This window comes from Microbulbifer sp. VAAF005 (assembly GCF_030012985.1).
Classification (GTDB): domain Bacteria; phylum Pseudomonadota; class Gammaproteobacteria; order Pseudomonadales; family Cellvibrionaceae; genus Microbulbifer.
Genome location: NZ_CP120233.1, coordinates 3,263,427 through 3,284,700, shown reverse-complemented (window position 1 = coordinate 3,284,700; position 21,274 = coordinate 3,263,427). Strand labels below are relative to the sequence as shown.

Annotated in this window: 21 protein-coding genes; 10 read left to right on the top strand and 11 right to left on the bottom strand. The window is 55.4% G+C overall.

The genetic code is table 11. The annotated features are described in order from the left end of the window. Nucleotides 1–31: 31 nt before the first annotated feature. Genes ubiB through ubiE form a run of 3 tightly spaced genes read right to left on the bottom strand, consistent with a single transcriptional unit; the run spans nucleotide 32 to nucleotide 3,079 of the window. Nucleotides 32–1,642, bottom strand: a complete 1,611-nt coding sequence (ubiB, locus tag P0078_RS14640; protein ID WP_282930676.1) for a ubiquinone biosynthesis regulatory protein kinase UbiB — start codon at nucleotides 1,640–1,642, stop codon at nucleotides 32–34. A 2-nt stretch (nucleotides 1,643–1,644) separates the two neighbouring features. After that, nucleotides 1,645–2,274 (bottom strand): ubiquinone biosynthesis accessory factor UbiJ, encoded by a 630-nt coding sequence (locus P0078_RS14635; protein ID WP_282930675.1) that lies wholly within the window; start codon nucleotides 2,272–2,274, stop codon nucleotides 1,645–1,647. 55 nt (nucleotides 2,275–2,329) lie between these two features. Further along, nucleotides 2,330–3,079: a bifunctional demethylmenaquinone methyltransferase/2-methoxy-6-polyprenyl-1,4-benzoquinol methylase UbiE gene (ubiE, locus tag P0078_RS14630; RefSeq protein ID WP_108734987.1), complete on the bottom strand. Its 750-nt coding sequence runs from the start codon at nucleotides 3,077–3,079 to the stop codon at nucleotides 2,330–2,332. 123 nt (nucleotides 3,080–3,202) lie between these two features. On the opposite strand from ubiE, the gene P0078_RS14625 reads away from it, so the two are divergent. Beyond that, nucleotides 3,203–4,015 (top strand): CHAD domain-containing protein, encoded by an 813-nt coding sequence (locus tag P0078_RS14625; protein ID WP_282930674.1) that lies wholly within the window; start codon nucleotides 3,203–3,205, stop codon nucleotides 4,013–4,015. Between the two features lie 55 nt (nucleotides 4,016–4,070). On the opposite strand, the gene P0078_RS14620 is transcribed toward P0078_RS14625, so the two are convergent. From P0078_RS14620 to P0078_RS14590, 7 genes are all read right to left on the bottom strand, one after another. Next, nucleotides 4,071–5,633 carry an alkaline phosphatase gene (locus P0078_RS14620; protein ID WP_282930673.1) on the bottom strand — a complete coding sequence of 521 codons (1,563 nt, stop codon included), beginning with the start codon at nucleotides 5,631–5,633 and terminating at the stop codon, nucleotides 4,071–4,073. Between the two features lie 16 nt (nucleotides 5,634–5,649). Further along, the gene (locus tag P0078_RS14615; protein ID WP_282930672.1) at nucleotides 5,650–7,185 is read right to left on the bottom strand and encodes an alkaline phosphatase; all 1,536 of its coding nucleotides are present in this window, start codon (nucleotides 7,183–7,185) and stop codon (nucleotides 5,650–5,652) included. Nucleotides 7,186–7,450: 265 nt separating this feature from the next. Further along, nucleotides 7,451–7,825: a gamma-butyrobetaine hydroxylase family protein gene (locus tag P0078_RS14610; protein ID WP_282930671.1), complete on the bottom strand. Its 375-nt coding sequence runs from the start codon at nucleotides 7,823–7,825 to the stop codon at nucleotides 7,451–7,453. A gap of 4 nt (nucleotides 7,826–7,829) precedes the next feature. Next, complete coding sequence (hslU, locus tag P0078_RS14605; protein ID WP_282930670.1) at nucleotides 7,830–9,146, bottom strand: ATP-dependent protease ATPase subunit HslU; 1,317 nt, start codon at nucleotides 9,144–9,146, stop codon at nucleotides 7,830–7,832. Between the two features lie 73 nt (nucleotides 9,147–9,219). Beyond that, nucleotides 9,220–9,759: an ATP-dependent protease subunit HslV gene (gene hslV, locus P0078_RS14600; protein ID WP_108734993.1), complete on the bottom strand. Its 540-nt coding sequence runs from the start codon at nucleotides 9,757–9,759 to the stop codon at nucleotides 9,220–9,222. Nucleotides 9,760–9,924: 165 nt separating this feature from the next. Continuing rightward, nucleotides 9,925–10,503 carry an SPOR domain-containing protein gene (locus P0078_RS14595; protein ID WP_282930669.1) on the bottom strand — a complete coding sequence of 193 codons (579 nt, stop codon included), beginning with the start codon at nucleotides 10,501–10,503 and terminating at the stop codon, nucleotides 9,925–9,927. A gap of 82 nt (nucleotides 10,504–10,585) precedes the next feature. Continuing rightward, nucleotides 10,586–12,799: a primosomal protein N' gene (locus P0078_RS14590; protein ID WP_282930668.1), complete on the bottom strand. Its 2,214-nt coding sequence runs from the start codon at nucleotides 12,797–12,799 to the stop codon at nucleotides 10,586–10,588. 330 nt (nucleotides 12,800–13,129) lie between these two features. Between P0078_RS14590 and rpmE the strand changes: the two genes are divergently transcribed. From rpmE to rsd, 9 genes are all read left to right on the top strand, one after another. After that, nucleotides 13,130–13,342 carry a 50S ribosomal protein L31 gene (rpmE, locus tag P0078_RS14585; protein ID WP_108734996.1) on the top strand — a complete coding sequence of 71 codons (213 nt, stop codon included), beginning with the start codon at nucleotides 13,130–13,132 and terminating at the stop codon, nucleotides 13,340–13,342. 382 nt (nucleotides 13,343–13,724) lie between these two features. Next, nucleotides 13,725–14,978, top strand: coding sequence for a malic enzyme-like NAD(P)-binding protein (locus P0078_RS14580; RefSeq protein WP_282930667.1), 1,254 nt, complete (start codon nucleotides 13,725–13,727; stop codon nucleotides 14,976–14,978). A 130-nt stretch (nucleotides 14,979–15,108) separates the two neighbouring features. Further along, on the top strand, nucleotides 15,109–15,540 hold the full coding sequence (locus tag P0078_RS14575) for a hypothetical protein (RefSeq protein WP_282930666.1): 432 nt from the start codon (nucleotides 15,109–15,111) through the stop codon (nucleotides 15,538–15,540). A gap of 40 nt (nucleotides 15,541–15,580) precedes the next feature. Further along, nucleotides 15,581–17,209, top strand: a complete 1,629-nt coding sequence (gene gshA / locus P0078_RS14570; RefSeq protein WP_282930665.1) for a glutamate--cysteine ligase — start codon at nucleotides 15,581–15,583, stop codon at nucleotides 17,207–17,209. 34 nt (nucleotides 17,210–17,243) lie between these two features. Then, nucleotides 17,244–17,846, top strand: coding sequence for an acyl carrier protein phosphodiesterase (locus P0078_RS14565; RefSeq protein ID WP_282930664.1), 603 nt, complete (start codon nucleotides 17,244–17,246; stop codon nucleotides 17,844–17,846). After that, on the top strand, nucleotides 17,843–18,334 hold the full coding sequence (locus tag P0078_RS14560) for a disulfide bond formation protein B (protein WP_282930663.1): 492 nt from the start codon (nucleotides 17,843–17,845) through the stop codon (nucleotides 18,332–18,334). The genes P0078_RS14565 and P0078_RS14560 overlap by 4 nt, the downstream gene beginning before the upstream one ends. Then, on the top strand, nucleotides 18,238–18,636 hold the full coding sequence (locus P0078_RS14555; RefSeq protein ID WP_282930662.1) for a CidA/LrgA family protein: 399 nt from the start codon (nucleotides 18,238–18,240) through the stop codon (nucleotides 18,634–18,636). The genes P0078_RS14560 and P0078_RS14555 overlap by 97 nt, the downstream gene beginning before the upstream one ends. Before the next feature lie 115 nt (nucleotides 18,637–18,751). After that, on the top strand, nucleotides 18,752–19,438 hold the full coding sequence (locus tag P0078_RS14550; protein ID WP_282930661.1) for an LrgB family protein: 687 nt from the start codon (nucleotides 18,752–18,754) through the stop codon (nucleotides 19,436–19,438). Between the two features lie 169 nt (nucleotides 19,439–19,607). Then, nucleotides 19,608–20,075 (top strand): sigma D regulator, encoded by a 468-nt coding sequence (gene rsd, locus P0078_RS14545; RefSeq protein WP_282930660.1) that lies wholly within the window; start codon nucleotides 19,608–19,610, stop codon nucleotides 20,073–20,075. A 133-nt stretch (nucleotides 20,076–20,208) separates the two neighbouring features. Here rsd and bamJ read toward each other — a convergent pair whose 3' ends face one another. Further along, complete coding sequence (gene bamJ / locus P0078_RS14540) at nucleotides 20,209–20,997, bottom strand: BamJ family beta-barrel-assembly machinery protein (RefSeq protein ID WP_282930659.1); 789 nt, start codon at nucleotides 20,995–20,997, stop codon at nucleotides 20,209–20,211. Nucleotides 20,998–21,274: the final 277 nt, after the last annotated feature.

Genomic DNA, 21,274 nt, shown 5'->3' with positions numbered 1-21,274 from the left:
CCTTAGAAGTTCCAGTGTAGGCCGAAGCGCCCTAGGGCCACAGCAGTAGCACTAGTGCAGCAACGCCCAGTACCCAACCGGTCGGCGGCAACTGAGCCAGCCATTCCGGCTTACTGACAGCGATGGCGCCAACGCCCAACACAACTCCGGCGACCCGCCGAATATATTGGCGCAAGCCTCGGCGTTGCGAGCCCGCCAACTGCTCGCCAATTACCTCTAACTGGGGCGCCAGTTCCCGCGACTGCTCCAGAGCTGAGTACACCAGCTGTGGCATCTGCGGGAATTTCTCAAGCCACTCCGGACCGTAGCGCTTTATCTCACCCACAATTGTTTTGGGGTGGATTCGATCGCGCATCCAGCGCTCTAAAAATGGATGAGCAGTCTTCCACAGATCCAGCTGCGGATAAAGCTGTCGACCCAAACCTTCGATATTCAACAGGGTCTTTTGTAACAGTACCAGCTGTGGCTGCACCGCCATATCGAATCGGCGCGCAGTCTGGAACAGACTAATCAACACCCGAGCGAAGGAAATTTCTCCCAGGGGTTTTTCAAAAATGGGCTCACAGACCGAGCGAATAGCGGACTCAAAGGCATTGATCGGCGTGTCGGAGCGAACCCAACCACTTTGCACGTGCAGCTCCGCCACCATACGGTAATCGCGGCGGAACATCGCCAGGAGATTGCGCGCCAAATAGTACTGGTCTTCCCGTGTCAGGCTGCCGACGATTGCGGTATCAATCGCAATATATTGCGGGCGTTGCGGGTGCTCCCTGGAAACGAAAATGTTGCCCGGGTGCATATCCGCATGGAAGAAGTTGTACTCGAAGACCTGCTTAAAGAAGATCTCAACACCGCGCTCAGCCAGCAGCTGCATATTGGTGTCCTGGGCGCGAAGCTGGGCCAGGTCGGTGACGGGGATACCGTCGATACGCTCCAACACCAGGACATTTTCACGGGTGTAATCCCAGTGCACTTCGGGGATATACAACAGCGGGGAGTTGGTAAAGTTGCGGCGGAGCTGGGTGCCGTTGGCCGCTTCACGAGTTAGGTCCAATTCACCTTCAATCGTGTGCCGATAGTCCTCAACCACCTCCACCGGGCGCATGCGGCGCCCTTCGGGCACAAAGCGTTCAATTCCACGGGCGATCACCCCCAGGAGCTTCAAGTCTTCCTGGATTACCTCATCAATGCCCGGGCGCAGTACTTTGACAACCACTGATTCGCCGCTCTTTAATTCAGCCGCATGCACCTGTGCAACTGAAGCCGCTGCCAGTGGCTGCTGATCAAATTTGGCGAAGACCTCACCCACCTTGGCACCAAGGGCTTCTTCGATCAGAGCCGTGCACTGGTCACTGGGGAAGGGCGGCACCTTGTCCTGTAAATAATCTAATTGCTCGACAATATCTGGTGGTAGCAGGTCGGGACGAGTGGAGAGAAGTTGGCCGAATTTAACGAAAATGGGCCCCAGCTCTTCCAAGGCTCGGCGCAGCCTTTCGCCCCGTGGTATCTTGGACTGCGGCAGCAACTTCACCGGAAGTAGCAACCCCCGCAACCACAGTGGGCGCTCCTCGGCTGGCAATAATTGATCGAGACGATAGCGCAGAAAAACCCGCGCAATTGTGAGACTTCGACGAACTGGCAAAACTACTCGGCCTCCCTGCGGGAAAATTGTTCTTCCAGCAAGCGTACGCGCGCCTCGAGCCGTTCAGCAGCTAGAGAGGCCTCGGCCAGGTCTTCGACAAATGCTTCGAACTGGGCCTGGGGTGGAGTCAGCTGCCACTCCTCACTGATAGCCTCCACCGCCACTTCAGGCGCTCGATTCAGGTTGCCTCCCAACCAGCGGGCAGCATCGCGCAGGACATTGCCAATTGAGTGGGCGGGAATATCGCCAACCACTTGCGCCAACGGCGCTTCCCAATCGATATCCAGGTCACTCAAGATCCATTGCAGTTCTGCCAGCAGGGCACTTGAGCCGCTCACTGACACCCCCAGTCCGGCAGGAGTTGCATCCGGGTCTTTGATCAGGCGTACAAAAGACAGCGCTGAGCCGCTCAATTGGGTGGTAACTTCCCCCTCCCAGTGCTGGCGCACCCGCACCTGGTCACCCTCGATACACAGGCAAAACTGTAGTTGCGGGGTGGTTAAATCCAGCGCCATGGTCTTTCCATCCAGTGCGGAAAGGCGCTCGCGTGTCGCCGGGTCATACTGAAGGGCAGCATTAATTGTGGTTTCCAGCGCGGCATCAAAGCCCGCGCGAAAAGTGGGGTCGCTCATGGCGGTTTACGGCCTCGTGCCTGCGCTCAGAGAAAAAATAGGCTTATGCAGTTTTTCAGGGCTTGATGCCCCGGTGCAAGGCGACAATTCCGCCGGTCATATTGTGGAATTCACAATCGACAAAACCGGCATCCGCCATCATCCCCTTGAGGGTTTCCTGATCTGGATGCATGCGGATACTCTCCGCCAGGTAGCGATAGCTGTCCGCATCATTGGCAACCAGTTTGCCCATAAATGGCAACAGGCGGAAAGAGTACTGATCGTAGACTTTCTCCAACAGCTTCGACTGGGGCTTGGAAAACTCCAGCACTAACAGTCGGCCACCGGGTTTCAACACGCGCAACATGGAGCGCAGTGCCAGGTCCTTATCGGTGACATTGCGCAGGCCGAAAGCGATCGTGATGCAATCAAAGGTATTGTCCGGGAAGGGCAGGTACTGGGCATCTGCCTGCACCGGTACCACGTTGCCGGCGATTCCCCGGTCGAGCAGGCGATCGCGACCCACTCGCAACATCGATTCGTTGATGTCCGCCAATACTACCTGGCCGCTGGCCCCCACAATGCGGGAGAAGCGCGCGGTGAGGTCACCGGTACCCCCGGCGATATCGAGAATACTTTGGCCCCGTCGGGCCCCGGACAATTCGATGGTGAAACGCTTCCAGAGGCGGTGAACACCTCCAGACATCAAGTCGTTCATTACATCGTAACGGGCTGCTACAGAGTGGAACACTTCTGCCACACGACCGGCCTTTTCTTCCACCGGCACTTCCTGGTAGCCGAAGTGGGTGGTCTTGCGATCCTTCATGCTATGCCTGCTGAGCGAAAACTTTAAAAGGCCATTGTACATTGCCGGAGCCAGTGGGGCACCGCTTGAAATCAAGCAGAGCGGAAACCACTAAAATTTAATGGGATCACCCGGGACTGTTCTATGAGCTACCAATTCCAATGTGACTCTCCTTTTCCCGAGCAAATCAAATCTATCGCCCAGGCAGAAGTAACGGCGGCAAACGGATACTTGCTCCGCAACGGAGGGGAAACTGCCGTCCACGAACTGCGCAAACGCTGCAAGAAAATTCGCGCGCTACTGCGCCTGGTCCGCCCACAAATCGGTAGCACTTTTCAGCGCGAAAATACCCACTACAGAAAATTGGCAAACACTCTCGCCCACACCCGCGACCTCACAGCACTGCGCATCGCTTTACTGGGATTGGCACCGCCACATCACTTTCACCGGTTACACCATCTCCTCGACGAACTGATCCAGGCAGAGCAAAACCACTCAGCGGTTCAAGCGGCATTGAAACTCCTCGATAAAGGTCAAATAAGAATTCCATCGTGGCCGCTTGAACAGCTCGGCTGGCATGATGCGGAAGCCGGTTACCTGCGCGGCTACCGAAAAGCCGCAAGCGCATGGCGTAAAGTGCGCAGGCACAAAAATGCAAACCGCCTGCATCTATTGCGTAAAAGAGCCAAGGATCACTGGTACCAGAGCCGCTTATTGAGGAAGCGTTATCCGCTCACTGTGGGCGAGCGCTGTAAGTCACTAAAGGAGTTGGGAGAAGTTCTGGGTGACTGGCGTGATCTCCATTTGCTGGCACGGCTGGTAATCACTCAGGGAGACAAGCTGCAAAGTGAGTTTGGCACGGTGCTAAAAATTATCCGGCACCGACAAAGCCTACTAATGAAAAAGACCGAAGCGCTCTGTGAGGTGCTTTTCTCCAAGCCTCAATTCAAGATCTAACCGGGGAAAGTGTCGGTGTGGATGAACATGCCATCCACACCGACAGCTGATGGAATTACTGTTCCAATAATCCGCCAGCACGCACCATTACGTGAAACAGGAAGTTTTGTTCGTTGGTGCCGCTCACCAGGTGCGCACCCGGTCCGCGCGCCCAAACACCCACATCCTCACCCGCGTGGGATTCACTGCTCATGGGAATCAAGGCATCCTGCTGGTAATCCAGGGCGGCAGTGTCTGTGCTCACCAGGCTCGGACGCGCTCCGCTATCACCGGCACTGTAGCCCGGGCCATTGGCATAGCTCAGAGTCGTGTAGGGCAGGCCATCTTCCGCCAGGGCATGGGAGGTTTCCGCTTCGCCATGACCGTCATTGCCAATCACTTTTCCGAGGATGGGGTTACCGCGAGTGGGGTAGCCGGCGATAGTCATCACGTGGCTGTGGTCCGCAGTAACAACAATCAGGGTGTCTTCTGCACTGGTATTATCCATGGCGTACTGAATCGCTTCTGCAAATTCCACCGCATCGGTCAGGGCACGATAGGCGTTGCCGGCGTGGTGACCGTGGTCGATACGACCGGATTCCACCATCAGGAAGTAGCCGTCCTCATTTTTCTGCAGCATCTCGAGACCTTTAGCGGTCATCTCTGACAGGGAGGGCTCACCGGCTTTGTCGTCCTCGCGAACAGCCTCGAATTCCATATGTGAGGAATTAAACAGGCCGAACAACTTGTCAGTTGCAGAAGCGTCTACGGCTTCAAAAGCAGTGGTGTCTTCAACGTAGGCAATATTATTTACACCGTCGTCGTAACGGGCCTTCCACTCATCCACCAGGTTGCGCCCATCTTCACGGCGCCCTGCTTCACCTTCGATATCGGTAATATCGCTGGGCAGGAAGTTGCGACGGCCACCGCCCATCACCACATCGATACCATCACCAGCTTCAAACTCTATCAGTTGAGCGGCGATATCGGTGCAGCCATCCGGGGCTGCTTCCTCCCAGCCGCGCTCAGGCACCTTGGCATAAGTAGCCCCCGGGGTAGCGTGGGTGATACGCGCGGTGCTAATAATACCGGTGCTCTTGCCCAGGTCTTCAGCCAGCTCAATTGCCGTCGTCAGCGGGTACTCGAGGCTGGCGGCACAATCGCCACGCGCAACATTTTCGGCAACGCTCAATACACCGGCCTTGGTTTTAACCCCGGTTACCAGTGCGGTCATAGTGCCGGCAGAATCCGGGGTTTGCTGGTTGGTGTTGTAGGTTTTGACCAGACCGGCAAACGGCATTTTCTCAAAGCTCAGCTGGTGTTCCTCACCATCGAGGCCCTGCTGCTGACCTGCCAGGATACGGGCGGCGGTCACTGTGGAGATGCCCATACCATCGCCAACGAACAGGATAATGTTCTTGGCGGCACCGGGGGTGTTGTTGATTTCTACAGCGCTCGCTTCTTCGATCGCCTGCTGGGCTTCCTGGAACCAGCTACTGTTGCTCTGAGCCGAGGAAACACCGACATGCTCCTCTTCGGGTAATTCCACTACGTCGTCAGAGTTTGAATTGTCGTCGCTACAGGCGGTGGCCAGTAGGGCGACAGAGAAAGCCAGTACTGTTTTCTTAAAATGTCTCATGGTGAATTACCCCCAGTTATTCTTCTGTCAGCGACAGGTCGGTCGCAGCAGTCATCACGTGGAAGACTGCACTCTGCTCCAGGCTACCTTGTACCCGCTCGGCGCCGGCGCCGATAGCGTGCAAGCTGATATCCTCGCCCGCATGGCTCTCAGACTCCAGGTGCACCATTGCTTCCTGGTGGAAGCCCGGCGCCTCGGTATCCACGCCGGAGAGATCTTTGCGTCCGGTATCGGCGGCGATATCGTAGCGCTCATCCGCGTCGGTATTTTCACCTAAATCGGCATAACCCAGGCCATTGGCATAGCTCAGGGTGGTGTAAGGTTTACCGTCCGCAGCGAGACCTTCTTCCGCTTCTGCGGCACCGCTGCTGTCATTCTCAACCACTTTACCGAGTATCGGGTTACCGCGAGTCGGATAGCCGGCGATAGTCATCACATGGCTGTGATCGGCGGTCACCAGGATCAAGGTGTCCTCAAGATCCACTTTATCCAAAGCAACCTGTACCGCATCCGCAAAGGCGATGGCATCGTGCAAGGCGTTATAGGCATTACCGGCATGGTGGCCGTGGTCGATACGCCCGGACTCTACCATCAGGAAGTAGCCATCGCTGTCTTTTTCCAACAGCTCGATGGCGGTATCAGTCATCTCGGCAATGCTCGGCTCATCGCTGTCCTTGGCGATGCGATCCGCATCGTAACTCATGTGGCTGCTGGTGAAGAGCCCCAATAACTTATCGGTGGAGGCAATATCGACGCCTTCCAGCTCGGAGCCACTCTCCACGTACACAGCAGTCTGCTCGCCGTCATAGCGCTCCAGCCATTCACTAGTCAGGTCGCGGCCGTCTTCACGTCTACCTTCATTGTCGGAGGTAACAAAGTTGCGGCGGCCACCGCCGAGCATGACATCGATACCGTCGCCGGCAGACACCTCAACCATCTGCGAGGCGATATCGGAACAATCGCCCTCGGCGGAATACTCCCAGTTGCGCTCCGGGCTGCGCGAGTAAGTGGCTGCAGGCGTGGCATGGGTCAGACGCGCGGTGGAAACAATTCCGGTGGCCTTGCCACGGCTCTCCACCATCTCCAGGAAGGTATTTAATTCCTTACCCTCAGTGCTGGCGCAATCAGCTCGCAGTGCATCGCCGTCGATATTAATTACACCGGCTCGGGTTTTTACTCCGGTCATCATGGCGGTCATGGTACCGGCAGAGTCCGGGGTCTGCTGATTGGTGTTATAGGTTTTGATCAGTGCGGTATGCGGAAACTCTTCGAAGGAGAGCGCATTTTCTTCGCCGCTCTCACCGACAAGCTGGCCTTCAAGGATACGGGCGGCGGTTAGTGTGGAAATGCCCATTCCATCGCCGACGAACAGAATTACATTCTTCGCAGTTTTTACCTCGCGGGAAAGCGAAGCGCGCTCTTCCAATCGGTCAGCACTTTCCGTGTACCAGGCACTATTGATTTGGTAGTCGGGCAAGGTTGCCGCTGAAACAGCGGAAGCGAGAGGAATCAGACAAAAGGCGCTCAGTGCGCGGACAATTGTTTTTGCCATGGGGGCCTCCGAAACTCGTTAATTTGGCGAGCATTAGAGTTCCAAAATGTGACAAAAGAATTACGCGCCGGTTACGTTGTTAATATCTTTGCTCTGAAAATCAATGAATATCAAAGAATTACGTAAATTTGGCAATATTTGGCAAAGACGTACCAAAAATTAATTATTTCGGTAATAAATTATTGAGAAGAGTGGGGAGATATTGAGAGAGAGAAGGGTGGAACCGCCCCCTGGGGAGCGGTTGTCATTACCGATCAATTTGCCACTAGCCGATAAACTTCACCACACTCTCATCCGGGTCGCGGCCCTGGCCGGCATCACGCAGGCGCTGAAGGTAAGCCTCCCAGTTGGACGAATAGTTTTCAGCTAGTTCGTGCAAATACTCCCAGGTAAAAATACCGGTGTCGTGGCCATCGTCGAAATCGATTTTTAGCGCATAGCGGCCAGCCGCCTCCACCGTATCGATACCCACATGTATTTTGCCACTGACCAACACCGGCTCGCTGGCACCGTGGCCACGCACCTCAGCGCTGGGGGAGTAGACGCGCAGGTACTCTGCCGGCAAGGTAAATTCAGCATCGCCATATACCAGGTGCAGGCTTTTCTCTACGCGATTTAATCGGATTTTTTGCGGTTTCATTGGTTTACAAAATAAAACGCGACAGGTCTTCGTTCTGGCTCAGCTCGCCCAGATGGCTGTCCACATAGGCGGCATCAATGTTCAGCGAAGTATTGCCATCGCCCGCATCAAAGGAAATTTCCTCCAGCAAGCGCTCTAATACCGTGTGCAGACGGCGTGCACCGATATTCTCGGTGCGCTCATTCACCTCGAAAGCCACTTCCGCGATGCGGCGAATACCGTCTTCACTAAATTGCAGTTCCAGCCCCTCAGTGGCCAGCAATGCTTTTTGCTGCTCAGTGAGGGAAGCGGACGGCTCGGTGAGGATACGCTCGAAATCTGCGGAGCTCAGCGAATTCAATTCCACACGAATGGGCAGGCGACCCTGCAACTCGGGAATCAGGTCCGAGGGCTTGGACAGGTGGAAGGCACCGGAGGCAATAAACAGGATGTGATCGGTTTTGATCATGCCGTACTTGGTGTTAACCGTGCTGCCTTCAATCAGTGGCAGCAGGTCGCGCTGTACCCCTTCGCGGGAAACATCGGCACCGCCGCTCTCCTGGCGCTTGGCGACTTTATCGATTTCATCAATAAATACGATGCCATTCTGCTCAGCAGCGCGGATCGCACGGGTCTTAACATCTTCGTCGTTGACCAGCTTGGCCGCTTCCTCGTCGGTGAGCTGCTTGAGGGCCTGCTTGACCGGCAGCTTGCTCTTGCGAGTCTTGCCCTGGGACATATTGGAGAACATGCCCTGGAGCTGGTTGGTCATCTCCTCCATACCGGGAGGGGCCATAATTTCTACGCCCATGGGCGCAGCGGCCAGATCCACCTCAACCTCTTTGTCATCGAGATCACCTTCGCGCAACTTCTTGCGGAACAGCTGGCGAGTGCTGGAATCCTTATCGGTGGGCTCGGTGGAGCGCGCCGGCGGCAACAGGGCATCGAGGATGCGCTCTTCTGCGGCATCCATAGCGCGCTGCTCAACACCAGCCATGGCCTGCTCGCGTTCCTGCTTCACTGCCATCTCGACAAGATCGCGGACAATCGACTCTACATCCCGACCGACATAGCCCACTTCGGTAAATTTAGTCGCCTCTACCTTGATAAAGGGCGCGTTCGCCAATTTGGCCAGGCGGCGGGCAATTTCCGTCTTACCCACGCCGGTAGGGCCGATCATCAAAATATTTTTCGGCGTGATCTCGGCGCGCAGGTCTTCACTAACCTGCATACGGCGCCAGCGGTTTCGCAGCGCAATGGCTACCGCACGCTTGGCCTCCTGCTGGCCGACAATATGGCGGTCGAGTTCGTGGACAATTTCTCTGGGTGTCATCTGGGACATACAAATTCCTGCAAAAATTCTTGCGGGGGCCTAAACAGCCCGCCAGCCGGTCACTCTAGGGTGTACCCGGTAATCAATAAGCCAGTTCTTCGATGGTGTGGTTCTGGTTGGTGTAAACACAGATATCGCCGGCGATCTTCAGCCCCTGCTCCACAATAGAGCGGGCATCCATATCGGTATTGTCCAGCAGCGCGCGAGCTGCCGACTGGGCGAAGGGGCCACCGGAACCGATAGCAATCAGGTCGTCTTCCGGCTGAATCACGTCGCCATTACCGGTCACAATCAAACTGGCAGTGGAATCGGCAACCGCCAGCAGGGCCTCCAAGCGGCGCAGGGCGCGGTCGGTACGCCAATCTTTGGCCAACTCCACAGCGGCGCGGGTCAGCTGGCCACCGTGGGCCTCAAGCTTGGCTTCAAAACGTTCGAACAGAGTGAAAGCGTCTGCAGTACCACCGGCAAAACCGGCAATAACCTTATCTTTGTACAGGCGACGCACCTTGCGCGCATTGCCTTTCATAACGGTGTTGCCCATGGACACCTGGCCGTCGCCGCCAATCACAACTTTGCCGTTGCGGCGACAGGATAAAATAGTAGTTCCGCGATACTGTTCCAATGGAGACCTCTCGGATTGCGCGTGTACTCTGGCAGCGGGCATCGAAGTGCCCGCGCCGGGGAATTGTCTTCAGACTAGGTAAGTGAGGACGGTACGCGCCGATTTCAATAAGAGAGGTCACAATTACTGAGTAGGGCAACACACCTTAATAAACGGAATTGATGGTCACTGGGTCGCCGGGCGTTTTAGCACCAGCGGCATCAGGCGATGCTCAGCCAATGTTTGGCGCGCTTTGGCCATCCGGGAGCGGTTGCTGTAAGGGCCCACCAATACCCGGTGCCAGGTACCCCGGTTATCGGTGGCCGATTCCACTTTAACATCCAGGTTGGCCAGGGTCAGCTCAACGCGCAGGCGCTCCGCTTCAGAAGCATCGCGAAACGACGCCGCCTGCAGGATATATACCTGTGCCGGGGTGCTGCGATCGGGTTCCGATGAGCTACTGCTCTGGGAATTGTTGGTGGAGTCACTGCGGCGCGCCGGTTGTGCCACTTTGGGCGGGGGTACCGTGACTTCGTTTTCTTTTAATTTTGTATAAAAATCAAAACGCGGTTGAGGCGATGTTTCCTCTCGCTGCTGCACCGCCTTTGGCTTAATGCTGCTTATTCCCCGGCTGTCCTTGTCCATGCCCAGGAGAAACAGTACGGCCACCGCAAAGCCACCGACAAAATTCCCCAGGACAAACCAAACCCATGCGGGTTTGCCTGCGGCTTTTTTACTGCGGCGATTACTGGTACGACGGCTCATCGAAAATTTCTTCCCTGCAAGGTTTTAGCGGTTTGTGAATTGTACCGCCAATTTAGTGCCAGGCGCGTAACCCAGCGCATATTCACGATAATTCCTGCGCATCCATATCCACAGCCCAGCGCAGGCGGCGATTTTTATTGCCCTCCGCCCAAGCACACACTCGCGCCAGCAGCGGCTGTAAGTGGGCTCGGTTTTGTGCAGTGACCTGAATATAAAATCGGAAGCGCCCGGATTTGCGTTCCAGTAGTGCCGGCACCGGCCCCAGATATTGGATCTGCGGCGATGGGGGTGCCAGGGACTGCATAAAGAGTCGCGCATTTTGTAGAAACTCTTCAGCCCAACCAGGCTCTTCACACTCCGCTCTCACCAGTGCCATAGCACTCGCGGGAGGCAACTGTGCAACCGTGCGATCCCTCAGCAACTGGCGCGCAAAAGCGCCATAGCCTTTTTCCAGCAGCAATTGTAAAAGCGGGTGCTCGGGAAAGCGGCTCTGAACCAATACCCGCCCACTGAGACTGCCGCGCCCCGCACGGCCCGCCACTTGTTCCAGTAACTGGCCGGTACGCTCTGGCGCGCGGAAATCTGCGCTGAACAAACCGCCATCGGCATCCTGGATCACTACCAAAGTGACCTTGGGCAAATGGTGCCCCTTGGCCAGCATCTGGGTTCCCAGCAACAGGCAGGGCTCGCCCTCTCGCGCCGGTGCTAACAATTTATCCAGCGCCTGTTTGCTCGCCGTGGTATCCCGGTCCACACGTATCACCGGGTAGTCGGCAAAGCGACGGACCAACAGTTCCTCGCTGCGTTCCGTGCCGGCACCCAGTGCCGAAATCGAACGGCTGTGACATTGCGGGCAGCTATCAACCAGCGGGCGGCGGTAATCGCAGTGGTGGCAGCGCAACTGGCGTTGCCGCCGGTGCATAGTCAGCTTGCTCGAGCAGTGCGGGCAGTCCGCCAGCCAGCCGCAATCATCACAAGTCAGCGCGGGGGCAAAGCCGCGCCGATTGATAAACACCAGGGCCTGCTCACCCCGAGCGAGGGTATCGCCGATATGGCGCAACACCTGGGGAGAAAACCCCTCTTCCAAAGGCTCCCGCAGTGTCGGTACTACGTGAATTTGCGGCGGCTTGGCATCACCGGCGCGATAGCGCATACGCAGGTGTTGATAGCGCCCATTCAAAGCGTTGTGCAAGGTTTCCAGAGAGGGCGTGGCCGAACCCAAAACCACCGGTACATTATTGTTGCGGCCCAAAACCACGGCCAAGTCCCGGGCCGAATAGCGCACACCGTCCTGCTGTTTAAAAGAGGCATCGTGCTCTTCATCGACAATCACAACGCCGAGCCTGGGCAGGGGCGTCATAATGGCTGAGCGGGTGCCGATCACAATATCTGCCTGCCCACCTGCGGCCGCCAACCAGGATTGAGCGCGCTCGCCATCGGCCAAGCCAGAGTGCAACGCCGCAATACTGTGCTTGGGGAAGCGAGCGGCAATACGCCTCAGCGTTTGCGGCGTAAGTCCAATCTCCGGCACCAATAACAATGCCTGGCGACCGCTATCCAGAACCCGCTGCATCAGGCGCAGATAAACTTCGGTCTTGCCACTGCCGGTGGTGCCCTCCAGTAATGAAGCAGAAAAGCTGCTGCAATCGATACTGTCGAGCACCTGTTGCTGTTCGCTGTTCAGCTCCGGGGCCGCTGTGCTCTCTGCAGCGGGCAATGGCGCAGGTACGGTAGGGCCTGGAATCCACTCCACCAGGCCGCGATCCTGCAGGGCGCGAATCACGGGGGTATTGTGGCCGAGGGCCTTAAGGTGGGTTCGGCTCTGCTTGCCATCACTCAACAGCAACTGGAACAGAGCCTGCTGCTTGGGCGCGCGCGCCAGTGCAGTTTCCGGTAAGCCCTTTCCCTCTGTCGTGAGCTGAAGCCACTGCTCCGCCCAATGATCAGACGGCTTACCTTTGCGCAGCGCCACGGGCAGGGCAGCGGCGTAGACCTCGCCGAGGGGCGCCTGGTAATAGTCGGCAATCCAGGACAGCAGCTTGCGGCTGCCATCACCAAACAGAACCTCCGAATCCACCAGTTCCAGCGCTGGCTTCAAACTGCTGTGCGGCGACTCCTGCACGATATCCAACAGTACTGCCACTAACTTGCGCCCGGCAAAGGGCACCCAGAGGCGCTGGCCGGGCCGCAATGACTCCGGCGAAAGTCCCTCCGGCGGCAAATAGTCAAACAAGCGCCTCAGGGGCACGGGCACTGCCAGCCTTAAAATGACTCTCTGTTGGACTGACTCCTGCACCTGGCCCCCACTCACTCAAGCAAAAGGCGCTAGTGTAATGGCAGATGTGGCAAGTTGCAGGGCTTCGTCGGGGATAATGACTGTTAAGGCCGAATTGGCGACTTAGGCGTCACAGAGGAATTAGTGAGGTCAATTGTTATCAAAGCTATTGTGCAATGCTAACAAGTGGCCATCCTTAGTTATTTCGCCACCCAATTGTGCTTGAACCGCGACATTAATCTGATAGTATGCGCCGACTTTTTAAACAGCCTGGAACCATACTGGTTCCTGCACCAATGACGATGCCGTGCTCGGCAAAAGATCGAGTGGCGGTTTCGAAAAGAGGCAATCATGAAAGCAGATATCCATCCTAACTACACCGACATCTCCGCTACCTGTTCCTGCGGCAATGTTGTAAAAACCCGCTCCACTCTGGGCAAAGACCTGCAAATCGACGTTTGCTCCCAGTGCCACCCTTTCTACACTGGCAAGCAGAAGCAGGCTACCACTGGTGGTCGTGTTGACCGTTTCAAGAAGCGTTTCGGCAGCCGTATCGGCAAATAATCCGGGCTCTTCGCTCGAATGGACCCGCCACTTGCGGCAGGATCCATTCCAAAAAGGCACCTCGCACTGCGATGGTGCCTTTTTTGTATCTATTCATTCCCCATCGTATCCAGCAGCCGTAAGCGTCTGTGTACAAAATCAAAATCGACTTGAATCGCTTAACCTTACCGCTATCGGCGACCATTTTATCCTTATAAATCAAAATATTGCGGCTATTTATCCCGAAAATTGTCGATAGGCACGATAAAAATAGAAGTCCGTACCACATATTGCAGATTTTCACGCTTGTAGCGCCAAGCTTCCCTCGGTTATTCTCTGGCCCCCGCAGTAACCGGGATAACACTTAAGTGTTGCCCACAGTATTCGAGAGAAAAGCCCCCAAATGACGGATTCATTGCGCCAGGCAGCGCTCGATTACCACGCGCTCCCCAGTCCCGGCAAACTTTCAGTAGAACTGACGACCCCTGCCGAAACCCAGGAAGACCTGTCCCTGGCTTACAGTCCCGGCGTCGCCGAACCGGTGCGAGAAATCGCCAAGGACCCAGAAGCAGCCTATCGATACACCGGCAAAGGTAATCTGGTAGCAGTCATTTCCAATGGCAGTGCCATTCTCGGTCTCGGCAATCTGGGCCCGCTGGCCTCAAAACCCGTGATGGAAGGCAAGTCTCTGCTGTTTAAACGCTTTGCCGATATCAACTCAGTAGATATCGAAGTTGATGCCAGCAGCCCGGAGCAGTTTATTCAGACCGTGGCCTCAATCGCCAACACCTTCGGCGGTATCAACCTCGAAGATATTAAGGCGCCCGAGTGCTTCCATATTGAAGAGACCCTGATCGAACGCTGCCCGGTACCGGTTTTTCACGACGATCAGCACGGCACCGCCATTGTGACCGTTGCCGGTATGCTCAATGCTCTGGAGATTCAGGGTAAGAAAATCAGTGAAGTGCATATGGTATGTCTGGGCGCAGGTGCCGCTGCGACCGCCTGCTGCAAACTGCTGCTGGCTGCCGGAGCGCGCAAAGAGCAGATCACCATGCTCGACAGCCGCGGGGTTATCCACTCGGGTCGAACGGATATCAACGCCTACAAAGGTGAGTGGGCGCGGGATACCGATATGCGTACCCTCGACGATGCCATCGTCGGTGCGGATGTATTCCTCGGGGTATCCGGCCCGGACCTGCTCTCCGCCGAGCAGCTACAGCGCATGGCCCCAAAACCGGTGGTCTTCGCCTGCTCTAACCCCAACCCGGAGATTAAACCCGAGCTGGCTCACAGTGTGCGCGACGACCTGATTATGGCCACAGGCCGCTCCGACTACCCGAACCAGGTTAACAACGTCCTCTGCTTCCCGTTTATTTTCCGGGGTGCCCTGGATGTCCGCGCTGCGCGCATCAATGAAGAGATGAAACTGGCAGCGATCGAGGCCATCCGCAAAATTGCCCACCTGCCGGTGCCGGATTCGGTGCGCGAAGGTTATGGCGGCATCGAACTCAGCTTCGGGCCCAACTATATCCTGCCCAAGCCAACCGACCCGCGTTTACTGCCTGAGGTGGCTTCGGCCGTAGCACGAGCAGCCGTAGACAGTGGCTGTGCGCGCCTGCCCTACCCGGACAACTATCCCCTGGAAACCCTGTAAAGATCACAGATTTCCTCACTTAACCCGTTAGAGCAGGCATTTACCGCTTTCGCTCTAACGGAGTTCTTGAGCCACAAAGCCCCCGTCGCTAAACTGCCTTTCTGTCACAGCATCAAAGTTGCCCAACACAATGAGTCATGTGTACGTGCTGACCAATCAGCACCAGCAGTTCCTGAGTAAAAGCGGCGAATGGACCGATGGCCGCGAGCCGAACAAACTGTTTCGCAGCGAGCATAAAGATGTCGCTATCAACCAGATGTTCGAGGCCAATACTCGCAATGTGAGCCTACGCATTGAATTGCTACTGTGCGAACTCAGCATTAAGGGGCACCCCCAGATCCCCGAGGAAGCTCTGGCACCGGTATCCAGCGATGTGAGTCAGGGTGACCCTGAAATCACCCCCTCAACACCTGAGGAACTGCCAGAGCAGGCCAACCCGGAGATAGAACCCCAGCCTGCGCCTGAAGTCGCACCGGAAGAAGCGCCTGAGGTTGCCCCGGAACCAGCGCCCGCTGAAACGCCCGCACAGCCTGACGAAAACAAATCTGAATCCGCCGCCTGAGCGCCAGAACATTCAGCACCGGCACAGAGAGTCGCCCGAGATGGCAGCGATAAAGAAGAGTTCCGGTAGTACCAAGGAGATTCGAGTGCCCATTTCCCACCTGGCCGCGCTATCGCAAGCCAAACCAGCCCAACTGCTCAAAGGCATCCTCCGCGGTGTCGAGAAAGAGAGCCTGCGTGTCGCTCCCGATGGCGCCCTTGCGCAAACGCCGCATACCACAGCACTGGGCTCCGCACTTACCCATGAAAGTATTACTACCGACTTCTCTGAGGCCCTACTGGAATTTATTACGCCGCCAGTAGCGACCCCAGAGGAAGCGTTACAGGTCTTGGACCGTATCCACCGCTACACCTACAACCAGATCGGTGATGAGCGCCTGTGGGTTAACAGCATGCCCTGTGCGATTGGCGAAGATAAAGATATTCCCGTTGCCCGCTACGGCAGCTCTCACAGCGGCACAATGAAAACTATTTACCGGCTGGGCCTGGGGTTGCGCTACGGCCGCGCCATGCAGACTATCGCCGGTATCCACTACAACTTTTCGCTTCCTGAAGAGTTCTGGCTATGGCTGCATGAAATCGAAGGCAGCAGTGAGGATTTAAAAAGTTTTAAAACCCGTCGCTACTTCGATCTAATTCGTAATTTCCGCCGCAATTACTGGTTGCTGATTTACCTGTTTGGCGCCGCACCTGCGGTATGCGCTTCTTTTGTCGATGGCCGCGAGCACAGTCTTGAGCCCTTCAATGGGGATGACCACACTCTGCACGTGCCCCACGCTACGTCCCTGCGTATGGGCGACCTGGGCTACAACAGCAACGTGCAGCAGTCACTAGTGGTTTGCTACAACGACCTGCGCAGCTATTTATCCACGCTCTGTTCAGCGATCAGCAGTTCCTACGGCCCCTACCAGGAAATGGGGGTTAAAAATGAAGGCGGCGACTACCAGCAATTGTCCACAGGCATACTGCAAATCGAGAATGAGTTTTACTCACCGATCCGTCCCAAGAACCCCGCCAAACGCGGCGAAACAGCGCTGTCTGCGCTGGATAATCGCGGTGTTGAATATGTTGAAGTGCGCTGTCTCGACCTGAACCCCTTCGCCCCCCTGGGAATTGACGCCCAGCAGATGCGCTTTCTCGATAGCTTCCTGCTGCACTGCCTGCTCACTGACAGCCCCAAAACCAGTGATGCCGATTACCGCAGTACCCAGGAGAACCAACAGCGTATCGTCTACCGGGGTCACGAACCGGAACTAACACTGCTGGATAACGGTGGCGAGCGCAAACTGAGCGACTGGGCCACCCAGCTATTGGAAGAGGTCGATTCAGTGGCAGAACTGCTGGATAACGCCTGGGGCGGCTCGCAATACCGCGGCTCAGTGGGCGTGCAGAAGGCCAAGGTGAAAGGGGATATCCTCACACCGGCACAGCAGATACTGGCAGAGATGCGCGAACAAAACATTACCTTTTCCCAGTGGGCTATGGATAAAGCCGAACAGCACCGCCGCTACTTCCTGGAGCGCCCTCTGGACAGCGACTATCTGCAAGACTTCTTACAGCAGGCAGAAACCTCACTGCTCAAGCAAAAAGAAATTGAAGCGCAGGATAGCGGTACTTTTGAAACATTCCTGAGCCGTTACTATGCCCAATACAACTGCTGCCAGGACTAGCGGCTGATACAGTGCCGCAGCCTGAGCGAGGCCTATGAACTATCTGGCACACCTGTTACTGTCCGGGCCCAAACCGCGCTGGCGACTGGGTGGGCTCCTGGGGGACTTTGTTAAAGGTCCCCTGGATGACAGTTGGCCAACGGATATTGAGCATGGTATTCGCCTGCACCGTCGCATTGATGCCATCACCGATGCTCACCCTGCCTACCGGGATGCCCTGGCACAACTGGACCCGCGCTGGCGTCGCTATGCCGGTATCGCACTGGATATATGGTTTGATCACCTGTTGGCAGAAAACTGGCAGCAGTGGCACCCTGAAGCGCTGGATGAGTTTTGCCGGCGCTGTTGGAGAGACTTTCATTTCGACAGCCGGTATATTCCGCCACGCGCAATGGCATTTATTGAGCGCGCCGAGCAAATTAAACTGCTGCAAAGTTACCGCGAGGAGCGGGTAATCGAGCTGACCCTGGAGCGGGTTGGGCAGCGGTTGCGCCGCCCGGTAGCACTGCAGGAGCTACTGCCTGAACTTATCGCCGGGCGGAACAAACTGGAAAGCAATTTCAATAAACTATTAACCGACTTGAATCTCGAAGCGAACCGCTTTCGACAGCACTATTCAGGACCCGAATTACCATGACCTTACCCAACCCGCGCATCACTTTTCTTCTGGTCTTCCTAATGGTGGCCTTTTTACTCGGCTCCGCCTTTTATCTCGAGTACGTGCAGGGGCTGGAGCCTTGCAAATTGTGTATTACCCAGCGGGTAATGCTATTGGGTGTTGGTGTAGTTTCGTTGATCGCATTCCTGCACAACCCTGCCACCATTGGCCGTCGTGTCTACGGCCTGCTGGTATCCCTGTGGGCAATGGGCGGTCTCTACTTTGCCGGTCGCCAACTGTGGCTGCAAAGCCTGCCGGAAGACCAAGTACCGGCCTGTGGTCCAAGCGTCAGCTATATGATTGAAGTTTTCCCGATGGCCGATGTGCTCAAGGCACTGCTGAGCGGCGATGGCAATTGTGCTGAAGTACAGTGGACCATGATGGGCCTGAGTATCCCCGGTTGGGCCGCTATCGGTTTTGCCGGTCTGATCCTGTTCGGTGGCTGGCAAGCATTCCGCAGAGCTTAACAATCTCCGGCGGCTTTACCGGCCGCCATCTCCTACATGTCAAAATCCACGCTGCACAACATACTGCACTGGCTGGGGGAGCTGCCATTCTGGTTGCCTGTACCTGGCTGGGCAATTTCACCAGCTCAAGCCTGTCACTACCCATTCCGGGATCTGTCATAGGGATGCTGATGCTACTGGTGATTCTCGTATTCAATGGTGGGGCTCCCGCAGGCCTTGCCAAAGTCAGCTCACAACTGCTTTACCTATTGCCGCTGTTATTGCTACCGGCGGCTGTCGGGGTATTTTTTTCCAGGGCCTGACTCTATCCGACTGGCTAGCCTTAATCGCCGCTATTGTGATTGGCACACTGATCAGTATCGCTATTTGCGCACAGCTACTAAAGAAATTGCTGATTCGCTCTGGGGGTAATAGAGAGTGAATGAATTTCTGGCGAGCCCAATCTTTGTATTGCCCTTGAATGTCATAGCTTTTCTTATCGGTGTTACCCTTTACCGGCGCTACAAGACTGTTCTGCTACACCCTATCATCAGCGCTAGCATTTTGACCGCAATAACATTGAGTGTTCTCCATATCCCCTATGAGAGTTATCAGGGCTCCAGTGCATTACTGTACAGTTTGTTAGGTCCAGCAGTTGTTGCCCTGGCTGTCCCTCTCAAACAAAATCTAGTGATTATCCGCAAAGCCGGCTGGCCGCTACTTGTCACTATTTTTGTGGGCGCGATTTTGGCCCCGGTTATAGCGGTATTAATCGCCTTGATATTCGGCGCGGGCAAGTCAGTACTACTGGCGTTGAGCGGCAAGTCCATTACCACCCCCATCGCATTGGCACTGGCGGAAACAATCCACGCTTCTCTCAGCCTCACTGCGGCTATTGTGGTCTTGACTGGAGTGGTCGGTGCTATCGCTGGCCCAGCTCTAATGAGTAGGCTCAATATTCACGATGAGCGCATTGTCGGTATCGTACTCGGCATTAATGCCCACGCGGTGGGGACCGCGCGGGCATTAGAAATCAGCGCCCTTTGCGGCGCCTGTGCAGCATTGGCGATGGGTACCTGCGGTGCGCTCACAGCACTGGTTTTGCCGCTCATTATCAGTGGATAAAACACCCTAGATTTGCTCCACCGAAGATCGCCGCAAGCATCGTTGTATTCTGGCGTAGATCACACTCTGCGCCTTGCCGTCGGCGGGGGAATCTCCTATCTTCTTAGGGCCTTCGGGATCAGCAATAAAGCTGGCTATCACGGCAACAGTAACCAAAGGATTCTTGGAGATGCTGGAAAATTGTAAATCTGCGCGCGAGCGCTGGGGTGGCGTCAGTGAAATCATTGACCGTTGGCTACAGTCCCGACAAATCCTGCTGGTAAGTTACTACCACCTATCTGAGAAGAAAGAGTTTAACGATGGGGATTCGGAGACCGAGAACGGTGTTCGTCATCTTTGCCAGTTGCTGGTGGACTACGTCTCTGCGGGACACTTTGAGGTATACGAACAACTCATACTGGAAGGCCAGGCTTTTGATGATAAACAGGGGCTGCAAAAGGCGCGGGAACTCTATCGGGATATTGATGTGACCACTGATGTCGCTGTCGATTTCAATGATAAGTACCAGGAAACCGACGATCTATCCAGCCTGAACCCGGATTTGTCACAGCTGGGGGAAGCATTGGAAACCCGCTTTAGTTCCGAAGATCGAATGATCGCACTTTTGCACACAGCCCATAAAAACCAACTGGTCTGAAAACTGAATTCATCACTATAAAGTCGATGGGAAACCGGCGCCTTTAATCGAAGATTTTTGTTATTGATTTTTCAGGGTAAAAAATAAAGGCGCCCAATGGGCGCCTTTATTGAATCCAAAGTAGTAAATCTAATTACTCACTTTTGGGCTCTTCTTTTTTCTCTTCTTTTTTCTCGGCGCCATCTTCCTTGCCAACATTGGCTTTGTGCAACTCCACTTCAAAAATCAGCGTTGCGTTAGGGCCGATCTTACCGCCTGCACCACCCGGGCCATATGCCAGCTCGGAAGGGATGTAAAGCTCCCACTTGGAACCCTCTTTCATCAGTTGCAGCGCTTCGGTCCAACCCTTGATAACACCATTAACCGGGAACTGGACCGGCTCACCACGGGCGTAAGAGCTATCAAACTCTTCACCATTGATCAGGGTACCCTTGTAGTCCACTTCAACAGTGCTGTTCTCGCTGGGCTTGCCGCCGGAACCCTCACTAATCACCTTGTACTGCAGGCCGGAATCAGTGGTAACAACACCATCTTTCTTGGCATTCTCTTCGAGGAAGGCTTTTCCTTCCTGCAGGTTTTTATCAGCTGTCTCTTTGAATTCTTTCTCTTGCTGAGCCAGCATTTCCTGCTGCTTCTTCTGCATTTGCTCTTGGAAGGCAGCAATCGTTTGCTGCTTTTCTTCTTCAGTCAAACGGGATTCATTGCCGCTGGAAACATCCTTAAGAGCCATCATCACCACTTGGGGATCTAATTTCACATCCTGAGCTTCAAGGCGCTTCGCCATATCTTCGGCAATGATGTAGCTGACCTTCTTCTCCTGGGTGTCCAGGGCAACTTCTTTTTCCTGCTTAGATCCCTGTTCGTTACAGCCGGTCAGCGCCAGGCCAAGGGCAATTGCTGCAGCCAAAGGGTATTTATTCATGGGTGTTGTCTCTTTGTCCGTATTGCGTTGAATGATTCGCGCTTGACCCTGGGTCAATGCCTGCGGCGGCTTATCAAGTAATCCTGATTCGGCCCTTAGCCTCCAGGCGCACCTTTTCCGCCAGTCCGCTCAAGTCTAACCTAAGGCGACTGCAAGTGCATACCGATGACGCGCACACTGTGCAGGACACCACATTCCACCTTAAGGTTCCAGGGACCAGCGAGAAAAAAATACATTTACAGCACTATTTTCGCTGCTTACGGCATACATTTTTTTT